This window comes from Alteromonas sp. W12 (assembly GCF_001924945.1).
GTDB classification, from domain to species: domain Bacteria; phylum Pseudomonadota; class Gammaproteobacteria; order Enterobacterales; family Alteromonadaceae; genus Alteromonas; species Alteromonas macleodii.
Genome location: NZ_LQXH01000007.1, coordinates 100,041 through 126,562 on the forward strand (window position 1 = coordinate 100,041; position 26,522 = coordinate 126,562).

Genomic DNA, 26,522 nt, shown 5'->3' on the forward strand with positions numbered 1-26,522 from the left:
TACGTTTTTCAAAGTGCTATTACGAAGAGCAGCTGTAGTGCGCGACTCCGCCAGCACTGAAAAATTCAAGTGGGCGCAGCTGGTAGTACTTATTCTCTACCTCTATTGATTGCTCATCATAAGGCGCAGTAAGTATCTTCTGAAGTTCGTGAATTGGCGTAAAGTCACCATTCTCTGCGGCTTTATAGGCAGGCACAATAAGCCATTCGCGCCATGTGAATTTAGGGTTTGCTTTGCGCATATTCTCTGCGGTAGTAGCAATAGCGTTTGTAACATCACCTTGTGTTTCGGCGTCCTTTTCAATGCGCTCACGCCACGTTTGTAGCCATGCTTCCCATTCTGTCATGACCTCTGCTTTAGGCGGGTAGTAAAAGCTTTTCGTCAAGCTCGCCATATCTTCAGGCATTGACGATAGCTCTCGGAAAAACAGATTGTAGTCCACGCCTGTGCGCAGCATTAATTGCAGCAGCTTAATCAGCAAGTCGTGGTTGTAGCTGGCAATGCCAAGCTTTGTTGCCCACATACTCTCCATGGCGCGTTCCATAACGCCAGAAAAACCGTCGTTGATCTCGTTAAGCTTAGAGAGCTGTTCACTGTTGCCTTCAAGTAGCGGCATCAGTGAGCGACAGAACATATCAAAGTTCTTTTGCGCAGCAATGGGCTGGTTTAAAAACGAGAAGTGACGACCGCCGCCTGTCCAAGGTTGGTAGTCTGCTTCAAAAAATTCACAAAAGCCGAATGGTCCATAATCCAGCGTAAAGCCTCCTGCGGCGCAGTTATCGCTATTAAAATTGCCCTGGCAATAACCGACTCGAACCCAACCAGAAACAAGACGCGTTAGCCGGTCTCGAAATAGTGAAGCCAGCGTTACCACTTGCTCTTCAAACGGCGTGGTTGTGTCAATTTCACTTGAGTACTCTCGCTCAATAAGGTGCTTAACAATGGCTTCTAGTTCGTTTAACGCTTCGCTGTGTTCGTTGCAGCGAGCTCGCCTAGCAAAAAGCTCTATTTGGCCTACGCGCAAAAAGGAGGGCGCCACGCGGGTGGATATGGCCGTTATATTTTCTACCATCACTTCAGGTTCATAGGAATGAGACCCTTCGCGATACCACGGCCTGTCTACCGTGTCTGATTCAGACATAAACAAGCTCAGCGAACGTGAGGTCGGAATGCCAAGCGCATGCATGTGTTCTTGCACTAAAAATTCGCGCACGCTTGAGCGCAATACGGCGCGCCCGTCTGCGCCGCGACAATAAGGCGTGCGACCCGCACCTTTTAACTGCATTTCCCAACGCTTGCCGTTTAATACCGCTTCAACAATAGAGATTGCGCGGCCATCACCGTAGCCGTTACCTGTTCTAAACGGGCACTGCTGTGTGTACTCCGTACCGTAAATTGAAAGTGCGTAGCCGGTTGCCCAACCGAAGGGGGGCATTGGTGCAGGTACATCCGACATGTCTCCTGAGAACAGCTGGGTGAAATCTTTAGATGTTGCCAAGCTATCGTCTAAGCCTAATTCGGCAAACAGCGTTTCGCTATGAGCAACGTACGTCGGTGCTGTTAATGGGGTCGGAGTAACTGGCACATAGTGACCTGAGAACACTTGGCGTGGGTCATGGTCGTCACCATCGCACGTCGACTGCGGGTCTGGGGTAAGGGTATTCAGCAAAGAGTAATCTACGTGCTTTGCGAATTCATCTAGTGTTTTGATACGTTCTGTCACTATGCCTGCCTATTTCACTGAATGGGAAAATCTGTTTGCGAGCATCGAGGCTCAGGTTACTTTTGCACCTTTTACCATTAACAATCTCGACACATCATACGTTTTTTCAATGATTATTGTTTAGGTCGAAGTGCAAGCTGCCCTTGCTCTACAGTTAACTGTAAAGGTACCGTTGAAAGCATGCTTACTGCTTTGTTCGCAGGGTCTAAGCGATAAACGGGGTTAGTGGCTAGATAGCCGTTGATGAGCTGCATGAATTCGCCACTTACAGGGGCTAAATTACCCTTAAAGCCGCCAGCATCAATTGTGCTATCAAGTAGAGACAATGAGCGCACAAAAATCGCTTTTTCTTCACTGTCGTAATAAGGCGTGCCTTCCAAAGCTAGACTTACTTTTGCAGGGTAGTTCAACCCAAATGCACTAATACGCGCCGTGGCAATAGCGCCTAGCTGAACCACGTCTCTGCCATCTGGGCCTATGGTTGCTGTCATATCTTCCACGTCTAAATAAAGAGGAATACCAGCAAGTGACGTTTGCTTTTGCAAATTACTCACTTGGCTATCAAGCACTTGTTCTAACTCGGCATTAGATACAGTGTAAACCGCCAGTTGAGAGAGAGTAGCGCAGCCTGCAAGAATGGTAGCGAAGGCAATGGAAAGTAGAATTCTCATAAAAAGTCTCTTTTAGCAATGAGTTGTCGAATTACACCGTGCGAGCCAGAAACACTGGCGCTGCAACAACGAAGTGCCTCTATTGTACGGGCTGAGGAAAGGGATGAACAATGAAATCGTTAACTCGCTAAGACAACGGCTTATTCAGGCAACCCAGTTCTTTGTTTAATCTGCGTATTGATGACAAAGAAACATTTAGTCTGGTAGGAATGAGTTGAAGGAAGCACCATGAAAACACAACCGCATACGAATTCAGCTAACACTGTAGAGCCTAAACAACAAAGGGTAAGCAGCAGCGATGTTGACAAAGAAACACTTCAATCAACAAAAGATGAATTGAATAAGTCAATGGTGCTAACAGAAAACGAAGTAGAGACCTACTTAACGTGGTTAAGCGGTTTTCCTTTGGAAAGCCGAGGAGAAGGCGTTTCAATTACCATCGAGTTCTTCCCCGGTTTTGGCGACCGAATTGTCGCTAGACTTTCCAATAGCGAGTGCGTGTTAAGGGATTATTTTTAAAGAGAAAGCTAAGAATTAGTTCAGGTCCATACAAATAAAACCTATGGACCTGGCTATTCAATCGCCTAACTATATTTCGTTTGAAGTTGTTCCATCATGAATGTTACGACATTGAAGATCTCATCAATATCATCAGCTCTTGGGCGTACCTCAATATCTTTTTTAATCCCAGCTCGCTCAAGATAATTCTGTAATCCAATGTAGCTGCCTACGCTCCCATTATTTATTTTTAGTGGGGCCATGGCCTCTGTAAAGCGCGCCTTCGATTCTTTATCTGTATTCGTACTTACGAATTCTGGGCTAATTGTTCTTCCCGCTAGTGGTAGCTTGAGTCTTATAGATACGTCCATCGAAGGATTATTTATCCATAAACCAGTGTCAGAAGGCGACTTACCGATAATCTCACTGACTGAATATTCAGTATCCTCAAGCAGAGGCTCGATATTTTCTTTGATTGACTCAAGCTTGGCTTCAATATTGTTTTTCACAAACTTTTCTTGCTGAGCTTTAGTGAACGAACCGTCATTGAGATTCGGCGTGTACTCCACGTCAATACCTGGAATGTTCTCGTAATCACCCATCGTACGTATTAACGCCGAGTAACGGCCATGCACTTTGTTCGTAAGGTTATCAAAGCCGTATACCCATTTAATGAGCACAGTTTCAACCGCATGGGCTTCGTTTTCAGTTGCGTAGCGCCCTACAATTCGTTTACCGAATCGGCTGTCCTTTTGTAAGGCTTTAATCTTTTCAGTTTTTTCACTCTCGATAGCATCATTTTCATGATGATCAATTCTAAAACCTTTGCCTTTTCCTACGTAGAAAACGTCATTGGTTTTTGTATCAAACAATATATAAACGTAATAGTCCATTTGAAGCTTCTTAATTATCTGCTTTTATTAGTCTTTTTCTATCTATAGCTCAGATAAGTAAGCCGCTCTATAAGACAATGTCCTATGCAGAATTTCCCTCATGGGAAATTGATTGTTTACATCACTATTTTTCATAAACAAGTGCTTTTTCTATACCAAAAACTTTTGCCATAACGCCCTCAACAACGCAGTATAAGAAATTCTTCTTATTAAAAATAAAAACACTACAAGGCACTTTCTATGGTTTCACAGAGACTGGTTTCTGGGAAAATGGTGGCTGCGCTTGCTATTTGCGTAAGCGCGCTTTCTAGTTTCTCGCATTCTGCATTCGCACTTGAAGATACCGTTAACCCTGAGCTTTTCGATAAAATGGAGTATCGATTTATTGGACCTTACCGCGGTGGGCGTTCGGTGGCGGTTACCGGGGTTGAAGGTAATACCAACCTTTATTTTATGGGCACCGCAGGTGGCGGTGTTTGGAAAACCGAAAACGCGGGTTTATCGTGGAAAGCCATATCCGACAAAACATTTAAAGTAGGTAGTATTGGCGCTATCGCGGTTGCTCCTTCAGATCCTAACGTTATTTACGTAGGGACTGGTGAAGGCCCTATTCGAGGCGTAACCACTAGCCACGGAAAAGGTGTTTATAAATCTACAGACGGCGGTGAAACCTGGAAGCTGGTGGGTTTAGATAAACGCGGTCAAATCCCCAAAATTCGTATACACCCCACCAATCCCGATATAGCTTGGGCTGCAGTACAGGGCAATATTTGGGGGCCTAATGAAGCGCGCGGTATATTCAAAACGATAGACGGCGGTGAAACATGGCAGCATGTGTTAAAAGTGAACGCCGATACCGGCGCCGCTGACTTAGCAATAGACCCATCTAACCCCAGAATTCTTTATGCCAGTATGTGGCATCACGGCAGAACGCCTTGGTTTATTAAATCGGGCGGTGAGGGCGGTGGCCTTTATAAGTCAACGGATGGCGGTGAAAGCTGGGACAAGTTAGAAAAAGGACTGCCTACGCTTATCGGTAAAATCGGTGTGGATATTGCCGCGTCTAACCCGAAGCGCCTGTATGCCATTGTCGAGGCTGAAGAAGGCGGCGTATATCGCAGTGACGATGCGGGCAAGTCGTGGTCGCTAATGAACGGCGACAATATTCTTAAAGCACGTGCGTGGTACTACAACCACATCAAAGTTGACCCAAACGACGAAAACACCCTTTATGTAATGAATGTGCAGTTGCACAAATCTATTGATGGTGGCAAAACCTTTGAGACGGTTTCGTTACCCCATGGCGATACCCACGATATGTGGATAAACCCTGAAAATAGCTTAAACATGATCAACGCTAACGACGGTGGCGCAACTGTTACCTTCGACGGCGGTGAATCGTGGTCAAGCATTTACAATCAGCCAACGGCGCAGTTTTATCGTGTAATTACCGACAACTTAAATCCTTACTATGTTTATGGCGGACAGCAAGATAACTCGACCATGGCAACGCCTTCTCAAACTTGGGGAGATGGCATGGGAATAGAAGATCAGTTTGCCGTGGGTGGTGGCGAAAGCGCGCATATTGCGTTTAACCCTGACGATCCAACACTGATCTACGCTACTACAATCAACGGTACATTAACCGAATACAACCGCGATACTGGGCTAACGCGGCCCATTATGCCTTACCCTGAATATGTGTTTGGCCGAAACGCACGGGATCAAAAGTATCGCACCAACTGGAATGCCCCAGTGGTAGTGTCAAAGCATGATCCTGACACCGTGTACTACGGCACGCAGATGATCTTAAAAACCACAGATCGCGGTGTGAACTGGCAGGAAATTAGCCCAGACTTAACCCGTAACGAGCCAGAAAAGCAGGGGCTGAATGGCGGTCCTATAACGAACGAGCAAGCTGGTGCTGAATACTACAATACGGTTTTCTATATTGCCGAATCGGCAGTTAACAAAGGCGAGCTTTGGGTTGGAGCCGATGACGGTAAGCTGCATATAACCCGTGATGAAGGCAAAAACTGGAAAGATGTTACGCCTCATAAAAAAGAAGCGCAGGTCAATTCCATAGAACTTAGCCCTCACGCACAAGGCAGAGCTTACGTTGCGGTAGCAGGCTATAAATTAAATGATTACACTCCTTACATTTACAAAACCGACAACTATGGCAAGCGTTGGAAGCGTATTGACGAAGGCCTACCAGAGGACGCCTTTGTTCGTGTAGTGCGTGAAGACACAGAGCGCGAAGGTATGCTATTTGCGGGCACAGAAAGCGGTATGTTTATTAGTTTCGACGACGGTAAACACTGGCAAGAATTAGACTTAAACCTTCCGCCTGTGGCGATCACCGATATGCAGGTTAAAGGTGATGATCTAGTCGTAGCGACCCAAGGGCGAGGCTTTTGGATATTAGACGACATAGCACCATTACGCGAAGTGCATAAGTCGCTAGATGGCGAAGCGCTGTTTCAGTTTGAACCCGTAGATGGCATTCGCTTGCTATCTGGCGGTGGCATGACTGACCAGCCTCAAGCGAAAAACCCACCACGTGGCGCTACCTTCCGTTATTACCTGAAAGACGCGTTAGAAGAAGAGCAAACGCTACGCATTGATATATTTAATGCCGATAACGAGCTTGTTCGCACACTGTCATCTGCACCGGGTGCATTTGAGAAGTGCGCGAAGGGTAACGAAGACGTTCGCAGCCCTGTTAAATTTAAACACCCTGCAACAAAAGCGGGTTACAACGAATTTGTATGGGATCTTCGTCGTAAGCCATTGAACTGCATCGAGAACGTAAAACTGTTTGGCGGTTGGAACGGCGCCCGTGTTATGCCTGGAGACTACAAAGCGAAAATTACGGTAGGTGAACAGGCACAAACCCGCGCATTTAAAGTACTTCCAGACCCAAGGGAAGAAGCAGATAAAGCGCAGCTTCAAGTGGTTGAAAAGAGCATTCAGGCTACAGAAACTTTACTCAATGATTTGTTTGCTCACCTGCAAAAAGCCCGTGATGTTAGAGCGCAATTAAACGGTGTGTCTGAAGATAACGTAATGCTGGCAAGCGATGTGTCGGCTTCAATCGAGCGCATTGTTAGTGCAATCGACGACTGGGAAGCGTTGGTTATTCAGCCCAAACATCAAACTTTTGAAGATGACATTAACTGGCCGAATATGCTCGACAGACAAGTACGTTTCTTGATGGATAACTTCGACAGAACGGGCGCGCCTGCACAAGCTGGTGCACTAAAACGGTTGGAAGACTTAGAGTCAAAGTGGCAGCAGTATAAAGTGCAGCTAGAAACCTTGTTTGGTGAAGAAGTGAAGCCATTAAACGAAAAGCTCTCAAAGCAAGGCGCGTTTGATTTAGAGAGTTTATAGGATTGAGGTAACCATAAAAAAGCCCCGTATTACGTAGTAGTAATACGGGGCAAAAAGCATCTTTAACGGGAGTTATCGATACTTGTTACGGGTCAACTGTTTAACTCGGGCGAATACATCAACACCAAGTTGACGGTAAACGTGAAGTAAGTCTATTAGCACCCAGTTTTCGCGTATCATGCCGTTCTCATTGCGCCAAAAATCTAAACTACGCATGGTGATAGACTTATCGTTTGGCACGATACCAAGCCAGCCATCGCCTGAAATGGTCATGCTCATGCCAGGCCAGCCAGTGAACCCCACATAATTATTTTCGGAGAACAAATGGCCGTTTGCGGGGTCGCCCACGCGGTTAGGCATCCCGTTTAAAAACGCTTCCTGATGGGTATTGCGAAAGCCTTGAATACCGCGTCCGGTACCAATACCAGATGGGCCATACCAGTTTGATTTAGGATGCCAGTATTTGTCTAGGTTCATGGCAGCAACACCGCCTTCGGCGAATTTTCCTAAACTATTTAGCATATCAAGCACAAGCTGATGGCTCTGTGCGGTAAGCGACTTGTCTTCTTCAAACAAGTGTATTCCGTCTTGGGTTGTTGGCCCCGGCACATGCCACTCGGTACCTAAGCTTGGACTAAACGGCCAGCACTTTGCCTGCATCATGACTTCAGGCAAGTCCCAAATGGCTTGAACTTCTACTATGGTGTCGCCTTCAAAACGATAAAATTCATGAAAGCGCATATGAATTTGATCGCCAGTCGCAGGGATGTCTAACCAAGGCTTTTCAAGACGCCCAGTGTAGTAACCACAGCAACCTAACCAGCGCAATTGTTTGTCGTCCTCGCCAACCATAATTATGGTATCGCGGCGCTCAAGATCGGGGACAGACTCCAGCAGTGGCGCATACACCTTATCTAGCATTTCGCGGTGGCCTGTCATGTCATCAAAAGGCACACAAAACTTAATGGCGGCATCCTGTGAAAAAAGGGTATCGCCCAGCGTTTTTAGCTTTTCGAGGTCAAAGTCGTACTGTGCTTCTCGAAAAGGAAGAAACGCTTTTTTCAGTGCTATATTTGAAAAAGTAGACATCGCAATGGCCTCTAATCAATAAATTCTGGGGCTTTGGCTGTGTCACCACGTCGGGTCACATAAATTAATGCTACCTCATCACCTTGCTGGGCAAAACTGCGGGCTGCGCCAATAGGTGTGGTGAATGTATCGCCTTTATTAAGAATGAGCGCTTCGCCGTCAACAAGCATTTTTATGCTGCCTTCTTGCACATATACTACTTCTTCCTCGAAGCGTTTATGCGTAGTAATAAAAGCACCCGGCTTGAATTTAAGGGCGCGAACGCAGAATCCATGAGACCAGTTTAGCTTTGTTTCACCAAGCTTTTCATCGGCACTTGCAGGGCCGATAAGCGGCGCTTCCAAAACTTCTGTTCCTTGGGTTAATGCCGTGTTGTTGCTAAACGGGAAATCAGCTAAACGCACCACGCACTGCTCTAACGCTTCATCATCAATTACGCGGTGTTGTGCTATTTGTTCTGCCGATGTTTTTGGCATAGGCGCAACGCCTTCAGGAATTTTTTGTCCCAGAGTAGTATCAACCAAACCACCGTTTTCGAGCAAGACAAGCCCGTAGTCGCTGGCCATATCAAAAACTTGAGGAGCCCAAAGTACACGACCTGGATCGTCTTGTCCCAATACTGCGTAAAGGTATCCCGTGCCGTCGCCTACATTTTCAAATCCGCGAAACAAATCCATAGGAATAGAAATAATATCGCCTTCTTCCATACGCACTACGGCATCGTTGCCTTCAACGCCAGTAGTAAAGTGCCAGCTACCTTGAGACACAACAAATACTTCTTCGGTTAGGTGGCTATGCTGCGAGTTAAGGCAGCCGGGAGGCTGACGAGCTCCGCCAATGTTAAAGCCGTGCGGAATAGCAATGTGAACATGCTGGTCAGGGTTTTCGGCGACACCTGGGCCAATTATGGTGAAGTTCTCTTTTTGATCACTGCCTGGCGAGCGCGTATCGATAAACGCGTTGCGGCATGGGATTAATTCTTCATAGCGGACTAAACGCTGGGATAATACTGACACGGTGATACCTCGTATTTAATGGGCGGTCCAACCGCCATCGACTTTAAGACAACTACCCGTGGTGGTCATAGACAATTCACTAAGTAGAAATATGCACGCGTTAGCAACGTCTTCGACGCTGCCTAAGCGTTGTAAGGGAATGTTGTTCATCACCATTTCAGCAAACGCTGGTTCTTGAAGCATCGGCTCAGTCATTGGTGTTTTAATAAATGTTGGCGCTACGCTATTGACGCGAATATTATTCGGCGCCAGTTCCACAGCCATGGCTTTCGTTAAGCCTTCAATGGCGTGTTTGCTTAAGCAATAAAGCGTGCGGCCAGGAGAGCCCACAAAGCCCATTTGTGATGACATGTGAACAATGGATGGAGCCTGACTTTTAAGCATTGGCGTAATAGCGGCCTGCGCAACTTTGTATGCAGAGCGAATATTTAAATTCAAAATATCGTCAATATTCTCATCGCTCTGTTCTTGCATCGGCGCAACGCGGTTCGTTCCGGCGTTATTGATTAACCCATGGAGGAGGGGAAGTGCTTGGATCTTTTCATAAAGCGCCTTATCTTGAACATCTCCCACCCAAAAGCTTAGCCTTTCTGAACTCTCATTCTTAAGCGCCACAAGGTCACTCTCGGTACGCGCCACAGCAATAACATTTGCACCACATATGTCAGCCAATAAAGCACACGCTTTACCAATGCCTTTACCCGCACCTGTAACCAAAATTGTCTTGTCTTTTAATAGGTCTTGAGAGAAAGCCACATGTCACCTCAAAATAATAATTGCATTCGAAGTCATTCTTATGTAATTTTTGGTGAAGATCAAGATAAATATTTGTTCGATTAATGTAACATCTCATTCACCTTTGTAGAGGAATAGACCGTGATCAAGTACTTGAAGCAAGGCAAGCAGGCTGAAGAAAAAGCAATTGATAATCAGAAAGTTAAAGATATAGTTGAAAATATAATTAGCGATATTGAAAGACGTGGAGACGAGGCTGTTTCGCAATATTCTGGTCAGTTTGATAAATGGACTCCGGAGTCTTTTAGGTTGAGTCGTGAAGAAATTGACGCATGTTATGAGCAGTTAACCGAACAAGAGATTAGCGATATCAAATGGGCGCAGGAACAAGTTCGAAACTTTGCGACCATTCAGCGTGAGTCAATGAAAGACGTTGAAGTTGAAACGCTGCCCGGTGTAGTGCTTGGCCACAAAAATATTCCTGTAGATAGTGTGGGTTGTTATGTGCCCGGTGGTAAGTATCCGCTGGTGGCTTCAGCACACATGAGCATTGTTACGGCAAAGGTGGCTGGTGTGAAACGGGTTATTGCTGCTACTCCTCCGTTTCAGGGTAAACCCGCACCAGCGGTAATTGTAGCCATGGACTTAGCCGGTGCTGATGAAATATATACCTTTGGTGGTGTACAGGCGATTGCCGCTATGGCTGTGGGCACTGATACTATTGAACCGGTAAGTATGATTGTTGGGCCGGGCAATGCCTTTGTGGCCGAAGCAAAACGCCAATTGTTCGGGCGCATCGGTATTGATCTTTTTGCGGGTCCAACAGAAACGTTAGTCATTGCTGACGACAGTGTTGATGGCGAATTATGTGCGGCGGATTTGCTAGGGCAGGCTGAGCATGGGCTTAATTCTCCGGCCGTGTTGCTTACCAACAGCGAGCAACTGGGTAAAGATACCATGGCCGAAGTAGAGCGCCAGTTAACTATTTTACCTACTGCAGATGTGGCCTCTGTCGCATGGCGAGATTACGGTGAAGTCATTGTATGCGACACCTATGATGAAATGTTAGAGGTCGCTAACGACCTAGCATTTGAGCACGTTCAAATTATGACGAAAGACGTGCCGTACTTTCAAAAGAACATGCGTAACTTCGGTGCACTGTTTTTAGGCCCTGAAACCAATGTGTCTTACGGCGACAAATGTATTGGTACAAACCACACTCTACCCACGAAGGGCGCAGGTCGTTATACTGGGGGTCTATGGGTTGGTAAATTCTTAAAAACCTGTACATACCAGCGTGTTACGGAAGAAGCCTCAGTGATGGTTGGCGAGTATTGTTCACGTTTATGTGCAATTGAAGGTTTTGCAGGTCACAAAGAACAGGCTGACATTCGATTACGTCGTTACGGAAAAAAATAATTGAATAAAAAAAATAGGGTGACGTCATATGACGTTGCCCATGCAGCAGGAGTCTCTCAGTCGGCAGTGTCGCGGGTATATCGCCCGGGCGTTAGCGTATCTAAGAAAACCCGTGAAAAAGTGCTAAAAGCCGCAGAGGAGTTAGGCTACAAACCTAACGCCATTGCACGCATGTTGATAAACCAAAGCACGGGCATGATTGCGGTAATTATTTCATCGCGAGCTAATGTGAACTTCCCCGAAGTATTGGCACAGCTAAATAAACACATCGCTGAGAAAAACAAGCGGGTGCTGTTATTCACACTTGATGACGCAGAGCAGCTAGAAACGGTTATTGAGCAAATATTAGCGTACCAGGTCGACGGCGTAGTTGCGCTTACAGCGCACTTCGAACCCGACAGTGTCACGCAGTTTGCTAAACACAATATTCCAGTGGTGTTGTATAACCGTGAGCTTCCTGATCACAGTGTAAGCTCGGTATGTTGTAACCATGACCAAGGCCTTCGCATGTTGGTGGATATTCTAGTTAACCATCATCACCAGCACTTCTTAATTATGGCTGGCCCAAAAGATTCTGATGTGGCCCGCGCAAGGTTAAGTGGTGCAAGGAATGCCTTATTATCTCATGGGTTTACCGACACCAACGTGGTTTATGGCGACTACAGCTATGACTCGGCGAGAGAGTGCTTAAGTGCTTATGCCGAGAAAAATGCGCTTCCTACTGCAATTATTTGTGCCAACGACACAATGGCAATTGGTGCCATTGACGAAATACGGGAAAACCTGAATTTGCGGGTACCTGAAGATATTTCAGTTGTTGGGTTTGATGGTATCAGTGCTTCTTCGTGGCACAGCTACCAGCTGACTACCGTAAGTCAGCCAACCTATTTTATGACAAAAGCAGCAGTAGAAACCCTGGTTAACTTAATTGAGAGCCCTGATATACCGCCAGAGACACGTTACTGGCCGGGCAAGCTCATTGAAGGAAACTCAGTGGCCGCTGCGCCAAGAGATAATGAGTAAACTATTATTTATACCCGGAACCCTTTGTAACGGAAACGTTTTTACCAACCAAATAACGACCTTAACCAATGCTGGTCATCAGTGCATTACCTTAGAGTATGACCAGCATGACAACCTGAGCGATGTTGCCAGTCACGCGTTACATCTTTTTGATGAAGGCGAGCCCTTCAGCATTTGCGCCTTTTCAATGGGCGGTATGGTGGCGTTTGAACTTTTAGCGCGCGTTCCCGAGCGAATTGAAAAAATAGCATTGCTAGACAGCAATGCACATGCAGACAAACCTCAAGGGCGATCAGCCAGAAGCGAGCATCTAAACTATGCCGTTTCGCATGGTTTAGACACGCTTATTCACGATCAGTTTAGCAATGTATACCTACATAAACCCAATGAAGCATTAATGAAACTAATTGCTCTGATGGCGCAGGATACGGGAATTGAGCGTTATAAAGCCCAGCTCGAAATTCTTGCAACACGCCCTGATGCTAGCGAGCTGTTAGCTAATTGCGCACATCCAATGCTGATAATTGGCGGTTGCAACGATGTGCTTTGCCCGCCGTCAGAGCAGCAAAGAATGCATAACCTGGCGGCAAATAGTGAATTAGTGCTGATTGAAGACGCGGGGCATTTCGCAATGCTTGAGCAAAGCGCACAAGTGAACCTGCATTTGTATAACTTTTTCGGAGGTGCTGCACATGCTTAAACAAGCGCTTAAAAACAAGCAAAGCCTTTTGGGTACGTTCATAAAAACGCCCCATTACAATGTAGTTGAAGTATTGGCGCACGCTAGCATGGATGTATTGTGTTTAGATGCTGAGCATGCACCATTTTCAAGACAGGATTTAGACACCTGTATTCTTGCGGCAAGGGCAGGGAACATGCCTGTTCTAGTAAGAACACCAAACGATGCCCCAGAAACACTGCTAAATGTGCTGGATATGGGCGCAGACGGTGTGGTTGTGCCACATGTGAAAACGGCGGAACAGTTAAGTGCTATCGTCAGACATTGCCACTACGGTGCAGGCGGAAGAGGCTATGCAGGTTCAAGCCGATTTGCAGGCTACACAACAAAGCCACTGAGTGAAAATTTAGAGGCGGGCAAAAACGTTAGTATTGTTGCCCAGCTTGAAGATTTAGACGCAATTGACAACATAGAAGCCATTGCACACGTTGACGGTGTCGATTGCTTGTTTATAGGTCGAATGGATTTAACCGTAGCACTTGGCGAAACCAGTGCAGACGCCCCAAAAGTTAAACAAGCGGTTGAGTACTTAGTTGAAGTAAGCCACAGGGCAGGAAAGGCTACGGGTATGTTCGTGGGTAATTTAGAAGAACTGGCCTACTGGAAAGAAAAAGGTGTTTCTCTATTCTTATTAGGTTCTGACCACGGTTTTATGTTAAGTGGCGCCAAAGCACTGCGCGAGACGTTTGATAAGGCGTAAAAAGACGGGGTTATACTTTTTTGTTTTGATTGGGGCAGCCTTTTGGCTGCCTTTTTTGATGAACGTTGCGATTTTTTGTGTGGCTCTTGTCTCAATGCTATTGGTAAAAGTGCAGTGATAGATACTTGGCTGTTTTTAAAGAGCCTATGATTTGATGGAGTGAACACTCTAGTCCCCGTTTTCTATTTGTAAGTATTTGAATGGCAGGTGTACGTAGAGCAGCCCTCCAATTAAAAGCAGGTGAAATTCCTGTAATTCGCTTTAAGCAGCCTATAAGACTGCCAACCCTATAGGCGAAATACTCAGATTAGATCTGAGCTTATATAAATTAAGGTGTTCTTCTCAGACCAACCCATTTCCCCAAAAATTAGCCTCTTATGTCGTCTGCTGAATCAAAGCTGCAGCATGTTTAATGGCTTTTCGAATCCTATGATAGGTACCACAGCGGCAGATGTTGTCGCTCATAGCATCATCAATGTCATCATCGTTGGGATTGGGATTAGACTCCAATAGTTTGACGGCGGTTAAAATTTGTCCCGCCTGACAAAACCCACACTGAGCGACATCTTCGTTTATCCATGCTTCTTGCACCGGATGCAGAATGTCATCGACCGCAAGCCCTTCAATAGTGGTTAGCGATGCACCCTCCACTTCTTCCATCGGAACAATGCATGGGCGGGCTAGTTCCCCGTCTTTAAAGATAGTGCAAGCGCCACACACGCCAACACCGCAACCATATTTTGGGCCAGTAATACCAAGTCGATCACGCAAGAGATACAGGAGCTCATCGTCGTTTTCAGCGTCGATAGAAACCGGGTTATTGTTAACATTAAATGTAATTTGTGGCATGAATTAACCCTCTGGATAGAAGTCACGAAGTGGAAAACGACGTGGTGCAATACCCGTCGCCCTGGCAAATGCGTTGGCTATCGCCGCTGCCGCCGCAGGCACTACCAACTCGCCTGCACCTCCCGGTGTTTCTCCGTTAGGCGGCATAAAGTGCACTTCAATATCCGGTGGCGTGTTACGCATTCGAGCAATTTCAAAATCGCCGTAACTGCTCTCGCGTATTGCGCCATTGTCGAGGTGTAAACTGGTGCGAATCATGTAGGTAATGGCATCGGTTGCCGCACCGATAACTTGCGCCTCTAGGCCGGTTGGATTCAATACTCGGTTCACATCCAGCGCAACAACAATCTTAGTGACTTTACATTCTTTCTCCGGATTTTTGAACGTTTGTAATTCAACAAGCACTGCGGCTCGAGACTTATACTCTTTATGCAACCCGAGGCCCTGGGCACGTCCTTTTTTCATTCTCCTTCCCCACTTGCCCTCTCGAGAAACTTTCCGCAGAACAGCTTTGGAGCGCTCATCATCAAGCATTTGTAATCTGAACTGGCATTCGTCCTTGTTCATTGCGCGTGCCAATTCGTCAACAACTATCTCGTTTGCGACGGCAGCTGTGCCGGAGTAGATGCCGCGCCAAGAGGAGGTTGGCACAACGAATTTTTTTTCGTTTAGCAGCAAGGAAGTTACACCAAACTTATATTGCACTAGTTGCGTTGAGTGCCAGACTGTCTGGCTGAAAGCAGCGGGAGCTAATTCTCCTCCCAATGCAGTAATACCCTCGCCAAAGCCATGTTCGAGATCCAATTCAGCGGTCGCAGCTCGATGGTCAAACGACAACACTTTTTTGCCAAATAAAAAACCTCTAGTGTAAGTCGCTTTTACGTTATGCAAGCTGAGCGGTCGTGCGCGGCCAAACTTTGTGTCGTCCTGTCGGGTAAACATAAGTTTGATGGGGCGGTTTACAATTTGTGAAATACGCGCGCCTTCAACTGCTGCATCAAAAAATAAGCGACGACCAAATGAGCCGCCGCTCTGAATTACATTCACCTCAACGTCAGTGGGTAAGACTCCAAGTTCACGCGCAATTTTGGCTTGTGCTGCAAGTGGCGTCTTGGCGCCAGTCCATACCCTGATCTTTGAGCCGGTTGCATCGGCAACTGCTGTCATGGTTTCCATAGGGGCATGCGCTAGATAAGGAAAGATGAACTCGCCGCCAACCGAATCGGTAGCCAGAGGAATTTTAGGTAAGGTTGGCAGGTTTATCGCACGTAACTGCTCAATGACCTCGGCGTCAGATAGATGTTCGGCAGCACCCTCACTCCATGTAATATTAAGTGCATCACGCGCCCGAAATGCTTCGCCAAAGGAACGCGCAACAACGGCCACGCCAGAGGAATTTGCATCAACATCCAACGGAACTTCTTTGATGGCAAGGACACCGGGCAGGCCTATTGCCTCAGAATCGTCATACGTGATCACGCAACCACCTAAGCTGGGTGGCCTAGCGACCACAGTGGGCATCGCGTCTGGTATGTCGAGATCCATCGCGAAATCTAGTTTGCCGGTAACAATATCGCGCGCGTCAGCGCGCTTTTGCGGCGTACCGATAATTTTGTATTGTGACGGATCTTTAGGCTTTGCCAGTCGAGCTGCATCGTTGCGTCCCTCAACACCTGCGGTGAGCTCAGAGTAAGCAATGCGGCTGCCATCGTTACCAATTGCAAAGCCATTTTCTGTACTAATTTCGTTCACAGAAATCCCGAAATGCACTGCGGCTGACAATTTTATCTTGTGTAACAGCGCTGCCGCGACCTTGCGCAACGGGTCCCAAAGAGAGGTTACCGCGTGAGAGCCTCCTGTTATTTGACCAGTCGCTCGTCTGATCTCTGCCGGAGATAAGGTCGCATCAATTGAGGACATTTCAACGTCCAGCTCTTCAGCAAGAATCATCATTGCAGCAGTTAATATACCTTGCCCTACTTCCATTCTTGGAAGCTCAAAACGGACACGGTTATCACTCGTTATCTTAATTAAATAATCGTAGTAGAAAGGGTCACCGGAGATAAGCAACAGATCTGTTAAATCTAGTTCATCTGCAAGTTCTGGTATTCCTAACAACCGGGCGTTGGCATCCTGAGGACGTATAGCTCCGCTAGTTATGTGTAACGCAACAGCAAAACTCGACCCCTTAAGCATGTAACCAATAAACTTTCTTCGTTCGGTGTTTTCTAACTCGACAATGTGTTCGTCATCACTACCGGATTGATCATGTTTCTGTGAGGAGGTAATCGTCTCTATTTGTTCTGCATGGTTGCTTTTTGTCATAAATTCTCCGTTTCAGGTCAAGACCTTCAATCGTTAACTTAAGCTTAAGAAAATTCGTTTATTTAACGTAGGTATTTGCAGATTGCTAAATAAATGTTAATGAGATGCTAACATTGCGTGCACTTTATTAAGCATTAATAATAATTAATACTAAAGTAGGGGGATCCCCTTATTGTAATAGCGACTTTACTCACTGCGAACGCGATTTTCTTGATCAAAAGGGCAGAAGCTCACCACGGCCCGTGCTGGCTAATGGATAACTATCCGCCAGGGCATTGCTGGCTGCCATCAACGAGCCATCGCTGATTAAGGACGGAGCATAAGAAACATTAACGCTATAGGCTAGGTACAATGGCAGCCGTATTTGATTCTGGTAGGTTTTCCTAATAGGTGTTTTGAAGAAAATATGAAATGAGTTTTCGCCAAGGTAATTCAGTGAACTGAACTGTGATCCTAAAATTCGAAATGAGATTTGTGGAAGTTCTTGCCTCAACATATAGTATGCTCAAGCTCTCGCATGTTTTGCAACTTATGCATCAAAGTCAAAACCATCGTTGGATGGTGTAGTCGTCAAAGCTTGAGGTTTGTGCGGGTTCGAAAACCTGCTGGGCTCGACAAGTATTGGCGGTAATCGGAGAGTCTAATTTGTCTAAATGCATTATTAATTTGTTGATGTCCGCTTGACTGAACGGTCATCAGCAGTAATACAAGGGGCTATAGCCTCAGATCACTTATTATCACTTTTTACGTTTTTATGAATGTTTTCCATATAGGAATCTGAGACCAGGACCGAAGTTCAAGGAAATTTTCTGAATATCCGCTCCTTGCCAACAGCCGTCCCTTAAAACTAAAGCATCCACAAAAAAACTAACCCCTCAACCTCTAATCACCACTAATAGAAAGCCAAAAAAAACGCCTCTACACACGGAGAGGCGCAAAATTCTAACGTATCAAATTTTAGTGACTGGAAGCTGATACGTTAGCTTAAAAAGGGTGATTAGAATGGAAGGGGAGCACCAAAGCGTTTTTCAAACGCGATAGAATCAACTACCCAGTACTCGCTCACAATCTTATTCTCTTTAAACGTAAGCATGGTTGCTAAGGGCAGGCGCACGCGTATTAGGCCGTTATCAGTCTTCAGGTCTGCATCTATTCGCCATCTAACTAGCGCGTTACTTTCATCAGCTATTACTTGTTCCAACTGGCAATAGCGGCGGTGTAACTTTCCCTCAAGTTGAGTCAGCCAAGACGAGACAGAAGGGGAACCTTCTTTGTTTAACACTTGGCTATTTACGCTAATATGGGTAGCGTCACTGTATAGTTCTTTGATGCCAGCCGTGTCGAAGCCTTGCCACACTTGCCACCATTGCGACAGTAGCGCCTTGCTCTTATCGCTAGTGTTATTTGCAACCACATCGTTAATGCCCGCATGGGTTGTCTTAAGATGAAGTTGAGGGTCAAATTCGCTCAGCTGTAATGGGTCTGACTCGGGCCAAAAAGGTAGCGACATCGAGTTGTCATAGCCAGGGGCTTCTTTTGTATTGTAGTGTGCCGCTAGTGAAGCACTGTCTACCCATTGAAGCAATTGCTTGATAGCGCCATTGCGATGTTCGCATTGTGCAATAAAGTATGTGGTGGTCGATGCTGATGAAAGACAAAATACACCTGCTTCAACATCACCACTTTGCACCTTCGCGCATAATTCAACGGTCTCAAAATGCGTTGTAATATCAAGCCAATTAGCCATTAAACCCCGTTGCTGAATTGGCCCGTAGTGCAGTCTTTCTCCTAAAAGCCAGCGGCTTGAATGAAGCAAGGCAGCGGTAAGTGTTTGTGTGTCTTGTTTTTCTAGCAACTGCTGAATTGTGCTTAACATGCTTATGCCTCCGTCGCTTGTGGTAGTTTGCGCATAAGGTTTGCCAACGCTGCTACTTCGTCAAACACCGTAAACTCCTTGGCTATTACACCGTCTTCAATCTCAAAGTGAGTTGCCCCTAAAATGTAATGGGGTTGCTGATTAAACTGCGCATATTTGCTTTGTGTAGCATTGTAATGACCCGCCAGGCCCCACCTAAGCGCAATGTTCACGCGATTGTCGTCGTAATGGGTAACGCAAATGTGATCTACTACCATGTTGGCGTCTGGGCAACTGGCCAAGTACTTAATGAACATGCCGCCAATAGCTGCATTGCCAGTGGCTTGGCGTCCGCCCGGCCACTGCACTGAAGCATTAGGTTTATAAAAGTCAGAGAGCTTATTGAACATGCGCTTATTGAAGATTTGGTCGGCCCATGATTTGGCAAAGTCGCCCCACGGCTTGTCTTGCTCTGGCAATGCTTCCCAGCGCGATGCCTCGTTAGCACATGTTCGCGCGTACTCTTCATTTAGCCATTGGGTAAACGTGCTCGAAACAGGAAACTTGGCTTGAAACGCTGCTGCATCGTCTAGCTCAATACCAAGCTGAGCGATAAGAAAGCTATTGTCTCGCATTAACCATTCGTAAAAAATCTTATTGTCTCTGCACATGCAGTCTGCAATGGTGGTAACACGCCCGGTTTTGCCTGTTGGCGCGCCAAATTCAGAGGGGCCTTTATTGGTCATAATACTGGTGATACGGTGCGACGAATAATACACATCGTTGGCTTCTTCACGGTAAATAACGTCTTCACCTATAAGCGACCTGTCAGGGAAGGCGGCAATGGTTTTTAACGTGTTTTGAACCACCACATCAACACTGTCGGCATAACCGCCAAGCGTATGTACCGGGCAGTAGTCAGCATAATAATCGTAGCAAGCGCCAATATTTTTCTGCTCCCAAATACGATGGGTAATGCGCAAAATATAGTCTGCTAAGTCGACAAACTCTTCATCGAAACCCGCCAAGGTTTGCGTTTTACTTCGTGCAGGGTCCAGCATGTCATGCAGAGGCTGCCAATACACCGTTTTTGCTATGGATGTTTCGCTCATAGAATCTCCCTCAAAAGCGCTGAGTTTGGCTTTTAAAACATAAATTGAATTGAAAATAAGAACACGAGTGTGAGTAAGAAGAACCCAAACAATATGTAGTTGATTGGGTCTACGCGGCCGGGTACGCGATACCATCCTTGCTCTTTCTCATCGAGACCTTCGCGCGCGAAGTGTTGCTGCTGCCCTTTAATGGTATAAGCGTTGTATTCGGTTTGAACGCCATCGATAAGGCGACTAGCAATCATAGACACCACAATGTTGGCACTTGCACCTATGATGCAGTACCAAGGCCACGCGATATCTGTATTTAAGGCCACTAAAGTCACAACAATAAAGCCGCTCAATGTGCCAATGATCAGGCCATTTTCGGTTGTTTGCTTAGAGAAAAATCCTAAGAAGAACATGCCCATTTGCGCACCTACAAAATAGGAGCCTACTTTAGACAAAATTTCTAAAATTGAGCCTTCGCTGAATAGGTGGTAGCCAATTGCTGGAAAAATAATAAGTACAGCGAAGAACAAGGTAAAAATACGTGAAGCCTTAAGGTAATGGGCGTCCGACGCGTCTTTCTTGAAGTATTTGATGTAGAAATCGATAGTTGCCACTGTCGATAGCGAGTTAAATGAGGAGTCTAGGCTAGACATGGAAGCGGCCATAACCGCGGCTGCAATGATACCCATTAAACCCGGCAAGCCGTAATCGGTTGCGAACTGCAAAATGATTGTGTTGCTGTTTTCGAAGGTTTTGCCTTGATAAAAGTCGTAGAACAACACGCCAAGTACAATGAAGAAGAAGTAGATGAAGAACGCGCAGAAACCCATTAATAAATAAGATTTTTTGGCGTCACCAATATTCTTGGCAGCCAGCGTTCGCTGCACCATCATTTGGTTGGTGCCGTAAACGGTGATGTGGTACAGCGTCATAGCAATAATGCCGCTCCACACTGTAGTTTCTTCAGTAAAGTCGAAGTCCCAATTAAGTGGGTTTAATTTACCCTGAGCTTTAAGCTCGCTCATTGATGAAGATAGCGTAGTGTCGCCGCTTTCAAGCAGGGCGTACATAATGATGCCCGCGCCCACAAATAAGATCACTGACTGAATAACGTCAGTCCAAATTACGGCTGTAATGCCGCCCATCATGGTGTAGATAAGCGCTATGGCAGTAACTATAACGATAGACCACACTACAGGTACGCCAGTAATGAACGACAACACAAGAGAGGTAGCATAAAGAATAGCTGCTGAGCTCATGATTTGGCTTAGCATAAAAATGCTGGATACCATGGCGCGGGCACGCTTGCCGAAACGCCGTTCTTGGTAATCGTAAATGGACGCGACACCCGCGTTATAGAAGAATGGGAAAAAGAATATGATTACAGCCATGATGACGAGAGGGTAGTTCAAATGAAGTGCTATAACGGATAGCCCCTCTGAATAAGCCCAGGCTGGTGCCCCAAGAAACGTCATGGCGCTAACGTAAGTGGCAATAACCGAAATGCCTATTGCCCACCACGGAGTTTGTTTTTGACCGAGATAAAAATCGTCGGAATTTTTTATATTTTTACCAATCACCAAACCTAGCAACAGGTTCGCAATGATGTACCCGCCTAAGATAGACCAGTTTAAAACGCCAAAATTTTCAGTCATATTCTTTACTCTGCCTGCTTAATAAGCGCGCTTTCTATTTACAATAATATTCAACCTAATACATAATGACTTCGAAGTCATTAATTATTTCAGGCCAGTATTAACAATTTTTTAAACAAAGAGGCGTAAGTCATGAGTTTTAATAGCGAAAAAGCCGTTGTCAGATCCTATCAAGCCGCTTTTGACAAAGGTGAGGCAAGTGATGTTAAAGGCGTAGTGAAATCGTATGTTTATGAAAATGCAAAGATTTATGCCTGCTATCCGTTTGATAAATGTTCGACTCCAGCAGAATTAGTGAAAGAGTTGTGGGAGCCGTTAAAACAGAGTTTTACGCGTATGAAGCGCCGTGAGGACGTATTCATGGCGGGAGATAACAGCGCCGGCGAAGGCAAGTGGGTTATGTCGATGGGTCACTTTGCTGGACTGTTCGACAAGCCTTTTCTTGGTATTAGAAGTACGGGGAAACTGGCTTTTTTACGGTATGCCGAGTTTTTTGAAGTACGTGAAGATAAGATAGTTAGCCACGCTATTTTCTTCGACTTAATTGCACTAATGCAGCAAGTTGGGCTTAATCCTTTGCCCGTAGAAACAGGCCATACGTTTGTTTATCCAGGGCCATGTGATCACAACGGTTTACTGTTTGAAGAGCAAGATCCTCAGGAGTCTAAAAAGACCATTGAGCTGGTTGAGGAAATGGTAAAAGACCTAGATTCTTTAAATAAATCGGGTAACGACAACTGTCCTCCAGAGCTTCTCGCCAAATGCTGGAGTGAAGATATGGTGTGGTATGGCCCAGCGGGAATAGGGGCTACATTTACTATCGAACGTTACCAGCAGCAACATCAATTTCCTTTTCGTAAAGGTCTGAAAGATAAAGTGTTTAATGGTCATGTGGCGCGCTTTAGTGAAGGCAATTTTGCCTGTTTCTTTGGCTGGCCGAACCTATCGAATACGGCTGGTGGCGGCTTGTTCGGCATGCCGGCGTCGGGTATTCGTGCCGACATGCGAGTGGTTGATGTGTACTATCGCAAAGGGGATAAATTACTGGAAAACTGGGTGTTGATGGATGTGCCTTATTGGTTAAAACAGCAAGGGTTAGATATCTTATCGCGCACTACCACCTACAGTTAATCGAACAATACCAAAGGCTTTATACCTGAAATTGGTGTACTGACTGACGTCATTTTCCCTCGAAGCTACCTAGCAAAACGTCCGTTTTTGCTAGGTGGGCTTTCTGATAACCCAAGCTATCTCAAGTGCACTTTCTTACCTTTCTTCACTAATGCTTAACTCATGCATCAGCATTCGGTTTCTATCCATTCGAGTGCCATTTTTCTATGCAGATCCTACCAGTCATTTTTGACTTGAAGTCTATATTTATACTTCGAAATCTTGTTTTTACTGTCATTGCTAAAGCTCATTGTTTTTAAATAAAGCCTTTTATTGCATGGGTTTATTTGTTCTCAATGTATTTAAACAAAAAATTAAAATTCATGAATTAACAATCTTTGAACATTTTTATTGACTTCGAAGTAAATTGGGTTGTATGTTTGTTTAGACCAAGAATTAAACAACCTAGTATGATGTTGTCACAGGCAGGGTCATCAAAGGCTTGATAAACGCAGGGCACTAACAGGTTACTGCAGATAAGGTTTTATTAATCCGGGAACTATCACGATGAAGCAAGACCAACGAAAGTACCATACAACATACCTCTCCCGCGCTATTCAAAGTGCACTTCTAATCAGCGTTAGTTTTTGCGCTAGCGCCCAACAAGAAACCCCTGACAGCGAAGCTAAAGCAGCGGGCGTTGAACGTATTGAAGTAACAGCAAACCGACAATCTCAAGATTTGCAGGAAGTATCGTCTTCTGTGAGCGCGTTAGGTGCAGATGATATTTTGCGTAACGGCATTGAAAATATTAGTGGTCTTGAAAACGTTGTTCCCGGGTTAAGAATAGGCAGCTCAGGTGGTGAAGTTCGTCCCGCTATGCGTGGTGCTCGTACCAACGAAGTTGGCGTGGCCGGTACAGGTATTGCTGAACAAGTTGTTGGTATTTTCCAGGATGGTATTTATGTGCCAACGACCACCGGTGGCTTAGGGGCTTACGTTGATATTGAGCGCATTGAAGTACTGCGCGGGCCGCAGGGAACATTGTATGGAAGAAATACATTTGCAGGTAGTATCAACGTTATTTCAAAGCAGCCTGAACTTGGCTATACCAGTGGTTCTGTGAAACTTACTCATGGTAGCTATGACCGTTCGGCCTATGAAGCTATTTTAAACCTGCCGCTTAGTGATAAGGCCGCTACGCGCTTTGTCATGAGTCACGACCGTCATGACGGCATGATCGAAAACCATTTCTTGCCGGGCTCGTCAGACGATTTACGCGAGAAAAACCAATTCTACTTACGTAACACGACTAAATACGAATTCTCAGACGATGTTACTGCATTGCTTCGCCTCGATTATAGTAAGAAAGACGCAAACTCAGAAGCAATTTGGGGTTATCAACAAATTGCGGGATATCAAATTTCTGAAACCTCACCGGGGTCGGGCGTTTACAACCCTATTGCTACGGTAACACCTGGCCACATTTATCAGCCAGCTGATGCAGAGCGAGATGATGAAGGCCCTTACGATGTATACAGAAATGCGGTGTCTTTTGATAACCAAGAAGCGTGGTCGGCAACCTTGACACTCGACTGGGCGATGGACTGGGCAAACGCAAAGTGGACCACTAACTACTCTGAACTGTCAGGCGAGCAATTCTACGATAACGACTACAGCGATGGTGGCTTAGACTTTGTTGGTGGCTTTGGACGTCAGGACGATCAAAAAGCGTTTTCTACCGAACTACAGTTGTCGTCTGTTGAAAGCGATAGCCCGTTTTCTTGGATAGCAGGCGTTTATTTGTTCTCGCAAGAAGCGGATTGGGAATGGCTGTGGCGTGAGGATACAACCGGTAACGGTGAGCCAGATTCTATTACGGTTCCTTCGTGGGGAAATCCAAATCACGACCCGCATGAAGTCGACTCTGTAGCCGTATTTGGGCAAGCTCGTTATCAACTTAACGACAGCAACCGCTTGTTGGTTGGCCTTCGCTACAACAAAGACGAAAAGACATTTACAGGCGATTCAATTCCCGATTGGGACGACTCAGCGGTATTGTGGAAATTAGCTTACGAGCTAGATGTTGCAAAAGACATGATGGTCTATGCCAGTGCAGCAACAGGTTATCGTACTGGTGGTGCTAACGACGCGAGGGTGGTAGCGCGTGGTGCCGATCCGCTATACGACAATGAAGAAGTTATTTCTTACGAAATTGGCCTGAAGAGCTTTTTATTCGATAACACCGTTCGGTTTAACGTTTCTGCTTTTGCAAACCAATACGATGACGTGAAAGCGCAGCTGTTTGCAGTATCGTGTAACGACACAACAACTGACTTAACCGTGGCACAGTGCGTTTCTACTGGCGTTAGTACAACCTTTGAATACTATGAAAACGGTGGTCAGGTTGACACCTACGGGTTAGAAGCTGATTTGGAATGGCGCCCACTAAGCGAGTTAACGTTAAATGCAACTTTGGCGCTTCTTAACGCCGAGTTCGCTGACGACTTTGCGGTAGGTAATTCTCAGCTTCAGCCATTACTTGGGTTAGGCAATGTTGATGGCCGTCAGGATATAAACGATCCAAATAGCCAGTTTAGCTTTGCGGGTTACTCTCCAGCTATGTCACCAGATTATACGCTGGGCCTAAGCGCAAGGTATGAGTACTCATTGCCAAATGGCGGTTACTTAACGCCTTATCTTCATGTGAACTTTGTTGACGATCACTACGCGTTTGATATCAATATTCCTGAAACAAAAGTAGATGCTCACGCCATGGTAACGGCTCGCATTTCTTGGGAAGTAAATGAAAACTTAAACGTCGATTTCTTTGCAAATAACCTGACGGATGAAGAAGTGCTTACTCGTGCAGTGGTTCAGTCTCAAGTGCTTAATGGGCTGCCTATCAACTCCATTCAGGCAAACTGGAATAACCCGCGTACATATGGCGTAAGCTTACAGTACAAGTTCGACTAACACGTGTAGCGCAGTGCGCTATTTTAAACGCTGAACAAACTGGGCAATCACTAGGGTGATGAGCCCAGTTTTGGTTCTTAGCGCTAAATCTCTACTTTACGCTCTGTTTCAAAACCCTAATTACGCATTCTTTAAACAGAGCTTTTAATATGCAGTACTCAACACTTTTTTGGGAGATATGAGATGAAAGGTTCACGTCCAGAACAAGGCATTCTTACAAAAGACAACGACTTGTCAAAAACGCAGGAAACCATTGATACCATAGACGCTATGGTCGATGGATTAAATGATCATGATATCGACAATATGGGCCGTTTCTTCAGCGAGAACTTTCGCTGGATGGGCAATGCAGGTTGCGGTTTCAAACAAGGGTTAAAAGAGTTTCAAGACAACTGGCAGCGACCGTTTCAGGCTGCGTTTTCTGATAAAGTTTGTATAGATGAAGCTCGCGTCACACAAGGTGAGTGGTGCGCTGCGTTTGGTCGCCAAGAAGCGGTTCACACTGGAACCTTTATGGGAATAGAGCCTACCGGTAAAAGAGTTGAAATTCGCTATATGGATTTTTGGAAAGTGGTAGACGGTAAAATTGTAGATAACTGGGTTAACGTTGACTTCCCCTACATTATGCAGCAGCTAGGTGTAGATCCGTTCAACGGGCACGGGTGGGAAAACCGTGACTCAGGGAAAATGCCAGTGCAAAACGGCGAATAGAAATGTATACCAAACAAGCCGGAACATCGAAGCCAC

20 protein-coding genes are annotated in these 26,522 nt (G+C 45.8%); 9 read left to right on the forward strand and 11 right to left on the reverse strand.

Going from position 1 to position 26,522, the window contains the following annotated elements:
- Positions 1–19: 19 nt before the first annotated feature.
- Together AWH61_RS08090 and AWH61_RS08095 are read right to left on the reverse strand one after the other, a co-directional pair.
- Positions 20–1,723 (reverse strand): protein adenylyltransferase SelO, encoded by a 1,704-nt coding sequence (locus AWH61_RS08090; protein ID WP_075176748.1) that lies wholly within the window; start codon positions 1,721–1,723, stop codon positions 20–22.
- A 113-nt stretch (positions 1,724–1,836) separates the two neighbouring features.
- On the reverse strand, positions 1,837–2,394 hold the full coding sequence (locus AWH61_RS08095; RefSeq protein WP_075176749.1) for a YceB family lipoprotein: 558 nt from the start codon (positions 2,392–2,394) through the stop codon (positions 1,837–1,839).
- Positions 2,395–2,622: 228 nt separating this feature from the next.
- On the opposite strand from AWH61_RS08095, the gene AWH61_RS08100 reads away from it, so the two are divergent.
- Complete coding sequence (locus AWH61_RS08100; RefSeq protein ID WP_075176750.1) at positions 2,623–2,913, forward strand: hypothetical protein; 291 nt, start codon at positions 2,623–2,625, stop codon at positions 2,911–2,913.
- 65 nt (positions 2,914–2,978) lie between these two features.
- Here AWH61_RS08100 and AWH61_RS08105 read toward each other — a convergent pair whose 3' ends face one another.
- Positions 2,979–3,785 (reverse strand): GIY-YIG nuclease family protein, encoded by an 807-nt coding sequence (locus AWH61_RS08105; protein ID WP_075176751.1) that lies wholly within the window; start codon positions 3,783–3,785, stop codon positions 2,979–2,981.
- Positions 3,786–4,025: 240 nt separating this feature from the next.
- On the opposite strand from AWH61_RS08105, the gene AWH61_RS08110 reads away from it, so the two are divergent.
- Positions 4,026–7,181 carry a WD40/YVTN/BNR-like repeat-containing protein gene (locus tag AWH61_RS08110; protein WP_075176752.1) on the forward strand — a complete coding sequence of 1,052 codons (3,156 nt, stop codon included), beginning with the start codon at positions 4,026–4,028 and terminating at the stop codon, positions 7,179–7,181.
- Positions 7,182–7,253: 72 nt separating this feature from the next.
- On the opposite strand, the gene AWH61_RS08115 is transcribed toward AWH61_RS08110, so the two are convergent.
- Genes AWH61_RS08115 through AWH61_RS08125 form a run of 3 tightly spaced genes read right to left on the reverse strand, consistent with a single transcriptional unit; the run spans position 7,254 to position 10,042 of the window.
- Positions 7,254–8,270 (reverse strand): ester cyclase, encoded by a 1,017-nt coding sequence (locus AWH61_RS08115; RefSeq protein ID WP_075176753.1) that lies wholly within the window; start codon positions 8,268–8,270, stop codon positions 7,254–7,256.
- A gap of 11 nt (positions 8,271–8,281) precedes the next feature.
- On the reverse strand, positions 8,282–9,286 hold the full coding sequence (locus AWH61_RS08120; protein WP_075176754.1) for a cupin domain-containing protein: 1,005 nt from the start codon (positions 9,284–9,286) through the stop codon (positions 8,282–8,284).
- Between the two features lie 15 nt (positions 9,287–9,301).
- Positions 9,302–10,042 carry an SDR family NAD(P)-dependent oxidoreductase gene (locus tag AWH61_RS08125; RefSeq protein WP_075176755.1) on the reverse strand — a complete coding sequence of 247 codons (741 nt, stop codon included), beginning with the start codon at positions 10,040–10,042 and terminating at the stop codon, positions 9,302–9,304.
- Between the two features lie 120 nt (positions 10,043–10,162).
- Here AWH61_RS08125 and hisD point away from each other — a divergent pair, with 120 nt between their 5' ends.
- From hisD to AWH61_RS08145, 4 genes are read left to right on the forward strand one after another with little or no spacing between them, the layout of a single operon-like run.
- Positions 10,163–11,440, forward strand: coding sequence for a histidinol dehydrogenase (gene hisD / locus AWH61_RS08130; RefSeq protein ID WP_075176756.1), 1,278 nt, complete (start codon positions 10,163–10,165; stop codon positions 11,438–11,440).
- Positions 11,441–12,463 carry a LacI family DNA-binding transcriptional regulator gene (locus AWH61_RS08135; RefSeq protein WP_014950649.1) on the forward strand — a complete coding sequence of 341 codons (1,023 nt, stop codon included), beginning with the start codon at positions 11,441–11,443 and terminating at the stop codon, positions 12,461–12,463.
- Complete coding sequence (locus AWH61_RS08140; RefSeq protein WP_075176757.1) at positions 12,456–13,163, forward strand: alpha/beta fold hydrolase; 708 nt, start codon at positions 12,456–12,458, stop codon at positions 13,161–13,163. Before AWH61_RS08135 ends, AWH61_RS08140 begins: the two co-directional genes overlap by 8 nt.
- The gene (locus tag AWH61_RS08145) at positions 13,156–13,902 is read left to right on the forward strand and encodes an HpcH/HpaI aldolase family protein (RefSeq protein WP_075176758.1); all 747 of its coding nucleotides are present in this window, start codon (positions 13,156–13,158) and stop codon (positions 13,900–13,902) included. The genes AWH61_RS08140 and AWH61_RS08145 overlap by 8 nt, the downstream gene beginning before the upstream one ends.
- A 375-nt stretch (positions 13,903–14,277) precedes the next feature.
- Here AWH61_RS08145 and AWH61_RS08150 read toward each other — a convergent pair whose 3' ends face one another.
- The 5 genes from AWH61_RS08150 to AWH61_RS08170 all read right to left on the reverse strand — a co-directional run bounded on the left by AWH61_RS08150 (position 14,278) and on the right by AWH61_RS08170 (position 21,689).
- Positions 14,278–14,751, reverse strand: a complete 474-nt coding sequence (locus tag AWH61_RS08150) for a (2Fe-2S)-binding protein (protein ID WP_014950646.1) — start codon at positions 14,749–14,751, stop codon at positions 14,278–14,280.
- Positions 14,752–14,754: 3 nt separating this feature from the next.
- Positions 14,755–17,076: a molybdopterin cofactor-binding domain-containing protein gene (locus tag AWH61_RS08155; protein ID WP_075176759.1), complete on the reverse strand. Its 2,322-nt coding sequence runs from the start codon at positions 17,074–17,076 to the stop codon at positions 14,755–14,757.
- Between the two features lie 997 nt (positions 17,077–18,073).
- Complete coding sequence (locus AWH61_RS08160; protein WP_075176760.1) at positions 18,074–18,952, reverse strand: nuclear transport factor 2 family protein; 879 nt, start codon at positions 18,950–18,952, stop codon at positions 18,074–18,076.
- Positions 18,953–18,954: 2 nt separating this feature from the next.
- Complete coding sequence (locus AWH61_RS08165) at positions 18,955–20,043, reverse strand: nuclear transport factor 2 family protein (RefSeq protein WP_039226041.1); 1,089 nt, start codon at positions 20,041–20,043, stop codon at positions 18,955–18,957.
- A gap of 32 nt (positions 20,044–20,075) precedes the next feature.
- Positions 20,076–21,689: a sodium:solute symporter family protein gene (locus tag AWH61_RS08170; RefSeq protein ID WP_014950641.1), complete on the reverse strand. Its 1,614-nt coding sequence runs from the start codon at positions 21,687–21,689 to the stop codon at positions 20,076–20,078.
- Positions 21,690–21,821: 132 nt separating this feature from the next.
- Here AWH61_RS08170 and AWH61_RS08175 point away from each other — a divergent pair, with 132 nt between their 5' ends.
- From AWH61_RS08175 to AWH61_RS08185, 3 genes are all read left to right on the forward strand, one after another.
- Entirely contained in the window at positions 21,822–22,820 is a 999-nt protein-coding gene (locus tag AWH61_RS08175) for an ester cyclase (RefSeq protein WP_075176761.1), read from the forward strand.
- Positions 22,821–23,366: 546 nt separating this feature from the next.
- Positions 23,367–25,775, forward strand: a complete 2,409-nt coding sequence (locus tag AWH61_RS08180; RefSeq protein WP_014950639.1) for a TonB-dependent receptor — start codon at positions 23,367–23,369, stop codon at positions 25,773–25,775.
- A gap of 183 nt (positions 25,776–25,958) precedes the next feature.
- Positions 25,959–26,486, forward strand: coding sequence for an ester cyclase (locus tag AWH61_RS08185; protein WP_014980218.1), 528 nt, complete (start codon positions 25,959–25,961; stop codon positions 26,484–26,486).
- Positions 26,487–26,522 lie beyond the last annotated feature (36 nt).

What these genes read in the sequence shown, in the direction of transcription:
- AWH61_RS08165 (WP_039226041.1), bottom strand. Translation starts at nt 20,043, where the DNA reads ATGAGCGAAACATCCATAGCAAAAACGGTGTATTGGCAGCCTCTGCAT.
- AWH61_RS08140 (WP_075176757.1), top strand. Translation starts at nt 12,456, where the DNA reads ATGAGTAAACTATTATTTATACCCGGAACCCTTTGTAACGGAAACGTT.
- AWH61_RS08185 (WP_014980218.1), top strand. Translation starts at nt 25,959, where the DNA reads ATGAAAGGTTCACGTCCAGAACAAGGCATTCTTACAAAAGACAACGAC.
- AWH61_RS08115 (WP_075176753.1), bottom strand. Translation starts at nt 8,270, where the DNA reads ATGTCTACTTTTTCAAATATAGCACTGAAAAAAGCGTTTCTTCCTTTT.
- AWH61_RS08145 (WP_075176758.1), top strand. Translation starts at nt 13,156, where the DNA reads ATGCTTAAACAAGCGCTTAAAAACAAGCAAAGCCTTTTGGGTACGTTC.
- AWH61_RS08150 (WP_014950646.1), bottom strand. Translation starts at nt 14,751, where the DNA reads ATGCCACAAATTACATTTAATGTTAACAATAACCCGGTTTCTATCGAC.
- AWH61_RS08160 (WP_075176760.1), bottom strand. Translation starts at nt 18,952, where the DNA reads ATGTTAAGCACAATTCAGCAGTTGCTAGAAAAACAAGACACACAAACA.
- AWH61_RS08175 (WP_075176761.1), top strand. Translation starts at nt 21,822, where the DNA reads ATGAGTTTTAATAGCGAAAAAGCCGTTGTCAGATCCTATCAAGCCGCT.
- AWH61_RS08170 (WP_014950641.1), bottom strand. Translation starts at nt 21,689, where the DNA reads ATGACTGAAAATTTTGGCGTTTTAAACTGGTCTATCTTAGGCGGGTAC.
- AWH61_RS08180 (WP_014950639.1), top strand. Translation starts at nt 23,367, where the DNA reads ATGAAGCAAGACCAACGAAAGTACCATACAACATACCTCTCCCGCGCT.
- AWH61_RS08155 (WP_075176759.1), bottom strand. Translation starts at nt 17,076, where the DNA reads ATGACAAAAAGCAACCATGCAGAACAAATAGAGACGATTACCTCCTCA.
- AWH61_RS08105 (WP_075176751.1), bottom strand. Translation starts at nt 3,785, where the DNA reads ATGGACTATTACGTTTATATATTGTTTGATACAAAAACCAATGACGTT.
- AWH61_RS08100 (WP_075176750.1), top strand. Translation starts at nt 2,623, where the DNA reads ATGAAAACACAACCGCATACGAATTCAGCTAACACTGTAGAGCCTAAA.
- AWH61_RS08095 (WP_075176749.1), bottom strand. Translation starts at nt 2,394, where the DNA reads ATGAGAATTCTACTTTCCATTGCCTTCGCTACCATTCTTGCAGGCTGC.
- AWH61_RS08110 (WP_075176752.1), top strand. Translation starts at nt 4,026, where the DNA reads ATGGTTTCACAGAGACTGGTTTCTGGGAAAATGGTGGCTGCGCTTGCT.